Source organism: Mesorhizobium sp. M4B.F.Ca.ET.089.01.1.1, assembly GCF_004022605.1.
GTDB classification, from domain to species: Bacteria; Pseudomonadota; Alphaproteobacteria; order Rhizobiales; family Rhizobiaceae; genus Mesorhizobium; species Mesorhizobium abyssinicae.
Map to the genome: position 1 here is coordinate 1 of NZ_RZOS01001251.1, position 563 is coordinate 563.

2 pseudogenes are annotated in these 563 nt (G+C 51.7%); both read right to left on the reverse strand.

Features of this window, described 5'->3' with window-relative positions:
- A pseudogene (locus EN780_RS40035) lies at positions 1 to 209 on the reverse strand (hypothetical protein); the annotation flags it as partial.
- Positions 206 to 563: pseudogene (locus tag EN780_RS39440) on the reverse strand (methyltransferase); the annotation flags it as partial. The pseudogenes EN780_RS40035 and EN780_RS39440, both read right to left, overlap by 4 nt.

A 563-nucleotide genomic window follows, 5' to 3' on the forward strand; every position in this document is an offset into this window, starting at 1 on the left:
GTGGCAATGGAGAACCCCGCGTCCGCCAGAGCCCTGGTATCCTTATCCACAGCCTGATTGAATGCGGCCAAATTGACATGATGAATGTCAATGTCGTTCGGCGCACGCTGGATGAACTGCGAAAGGACGCTACTGCCCGCTACCCAGCTATCTTTGCTCCGATTGCGCGAAATGGCGACCAACGCAATGCGCATCAGCTCGGGCATCATGCGCTTGTGGCCTTCTTTGATATTGAGAACAGCCTGTAAGTTACTTTGACGTCGGGATAGGTCCCGGCTCGCAGAAGCACAGATGTGAGATCATTTGAACCCGCAATCTTTTCAAGAAGGTCGTCACGGGCATTAGTGCCGAACCCAAGAACGATACGACCTGATTCCGTAAGGAACCTTGGGCCATCTGAAAGAAATCTCTCGAGCAAGTTGTACCCTGGATCGATCGCACCACCTTCGAGGTCGTGGACAAACTCGTAATCTTCTGGAGCGTAGCTCGACGGGTAGTTCCAAAATATGATGTCGAACCTTCTGCCAGGTGGAACATTGTTAAATATATCGCTTGCGATGACC